A 2,671-nucleotide genomic window follows, 5' to 3' on the forward strand; every position below is an offset into this window, starting at 1 on the left:
AGATGGACTTGCTCATCTCCACCACTCATGCCGAGCGAGGTTTTGAGGCTGTACCCAGCGAAGTGGGAGGGTAGGAGGCCACCTGGATTCTGTGGGCCACTGCCGCTGGGGAACTGATGCCTGCCAAGGCTGAACTGGAGCAGCAAAGGGCTGAGCGCCTGGCCTAAAAGTTGTGAGAACTGGGGGTGGATCCGGGTACATTAAGCTAGAGCAGACGTCAGGGATCCCTCCCCATGGATTGCCAAGACCTTGCTCAGGATCTTCTCCTAGAACTGGAGCAAGCTCAGAGTCTCACCCAGCTCTTAGATTGGGCTTTAGCCTGCCTTCCTAGCCAGCAAATCTTCTGCCAGATTGGCTGGGAAGAGTCCGCAGCTGTTTTGCAGGCAATGCTTCGCTATCCTGAAAAGTTAGCAGTGATTCTACGGAATCCCCTACAGAGCTCATCCGAAAAGTCAATCAGCACAGAAGATATCCAAACCCAAATTTCTCAGTTGGGATTAGAAGAACGGGTTCTACTCCTAGAAGGCCCCATTCCTGCCCTTTTGGCAGATCTCGGTCAATGTTTCCCAGAGACCCAGATTGGCGTTTGTTTCTGGACTGAACTCACGGACTACCGTACCTGTCTGCTTCAGTCTTTGCTACTGCGGGATTACTTGGCCGACTCAGCCCTATACTTGGTCAACCATTGCCGCTACGGAGCCATAGCCCAAGCCAACCTAGATTTGATGGGGATAGATCCCAGTTTTCATCTGCAGAAGGTTTTGCCCAATCTAGGCCAAGGGATCCATCTCCTCACTTGGGATCCCCAGCACAAAGGGTTAACCGAGCAGGATCTCGCTCACATCCAAGCAATTAGCCCTGGATCACTGCTGGCAGCTAACCCGGTATTCCTGACTTTTACCCAGCCGGATCCCTCAGAACCCAACCGGTTTTACCCCTGTAAATACATCAAGCTGGACAACTTCCTGCCTCAAGAGCTCAACCAAGCCATTCTCCAACATGCCATTACCCACCAAGACAAGTTTATCCCTTCCAAGAGCTACAGCAAGAGCAACACCGAGGCAGAGTCACTAAAATTTCGCCGCTCCCTGAGGCTGGACTTCGCTTACTTTCAGGAGCATGGATCCCTGCTGCGAGAAAAAATTGCGGCTGTTGCTCCCCAGATTTTTGCTGAGCTAGGCATTGAGAACTTTGACATTCAAATCTTTGAGATGGAGATGATTGCCAGCCATGATGGCTGCTTCTTTACCGCCCACACCGATAACTCCTACCCACAAACTGCCTTCCGCCAGGTGAGCTGCGTATATTACTTCCACAAAGAGCCAAAGCCTTATCGAGGAGGTGAGCTGCGCATCTACGATACCCAAAGGCAAAAACCTCATCCACCAATCCTGCACGGGGCATACGATGAGGTAACCCCTACAAATAACAGCATCGTCTTCTTCTCCAGCAGTTGCCTACATGAAATCCTGCCGGTATTTAGCCCTAGCCAAGCCTTTGCCGATAGCCGCTTCACTATCAATACTTGGCTAGGAGCCAAGCAATTCACCTAAAGGCTTGCAGCTCCACCATGGCCAGAGTTTGCATAATTACCACTGTTCGGGATCCAGGCGTGTGCTTGGAGTCGTTCATTCGCTATCACCTTGCCCTTGGAATTGCCCATATTTATATCTTCTTTGACGATCCAGAGGATCCCGCTATTCAGGTGGCACTTCAGTTTTCCGATGTAACGGCTATTCCCAACGATGAAGCTTTGCAAGTCCAACAAGCATTGGGGAATGTTCTCTACCCAAAATATGGCCCTCATGTTGGCTATGAGGTCATGGCTCGCCAGATCCTTAACGTAGAAACGGCTATACAACTTGCCTTGGATCAAAACATGGACTGGATTCTTCGTATTGACGGAGACGAGCTTTTTTATCCTGGCCAGACAACGGCTCCAAATTGGTTTGATCGAGTAAGCGACGACATATTTCAAGTTACGTTTCTAAACCACGAAGCAGCTCCCGAAGCGTTTGAGATCGAAGACTACTTCCGCGAGGTCACTTTATTTAAGAGAAACCCTGCTATTTTGGATCCCGGATTCTATACCCAGTTTCAGAAGATCTCTAGTAAGAGTCAATACTTTTTGGCTTACCAGAATGGAAAGTCAGCAGCTCGGATCTATCCCTCTCTTCTGCCTAACAGCGTACATAGCTTTGATATTCCAGGGGATCATCCTCTAGTAACGTCGTCTCCCTCTATTTTGCACTACTTGAACTGCGGATTCCAGAACTACTATAAAAAATACGCCCAACTGGGAAACTTTCCCGACTACTGGTGGCGCTCCAAGTCTAATCCTATTCGGGTGCCTTTTCACTTAACCTCACGGGATGCTTACTGCTCGGGAGATAGAACTCGCATGGAAGCTCTCTATCAGGAGTTTATACTTTACAACAATCCTGAAGCCAGTCAAAGCCTCATGGAAAACGGCATTCTCACACGCATTTGCTACCCTTCCCAGCTACTGTCATCTCTCTCTACCTCACCGGTTTAGTCTGAGCTCTTATCCGCTCTCCAGTGCGAGACTAGTCAGGGTAAGAAAAAGGCTCCCTATAGGGAGCCATGGAGTACTTGAAGTGAAAAGAGAAATTATTCAAAGACGTTACAGCTCTTACCAACAAAGGTAGCC

Annotated in this window: 2 protein-coding genes; both read left to right on the top strand. The window is 49.3% G+C overall.

Annotation, left to right across the window (positions count from 1 at the left end; all coding sequences use genetic code 11):
• Positions 1 to 653 precede the first annotated feature (653 nt).
• A complete protein-coding gene (locus NW819_RS09930; RefSeq protein ID WP_414413637.1) occupies positions 654 to 1,553 on the top strand; it encodes a 2OG-Fe(II) oxygenase in 900 nt (299 codons plus the stop codon).
• A gap of 17 nt (positions 1,554 to 1,570) precedes the next feature.
• Positions 1,571 to 2,536: a glycosyltransferase family 2 protein gene (locus tag NW819_RS09935; RefSeq protein ID WP_414413638.1), complete on the top strand. Its 966-nt coding sequence runs from the start codon at positions 1,571 to 1,573 to the stop codon at positions 2,534 to 2,536.
• The last annotated feature ends 135 nt before the right edge of the window (positions 2,537 to 2,671 follow it).

This window comes from Synechococcus sp. R8-2 (assembly GCF_047461715.1).
Taxonomy (GTDB): Bacteria; Cyanobacteriota; Cyanobacteriia; order Thermostichales; family Thermostichaceae; genus Thermostichus.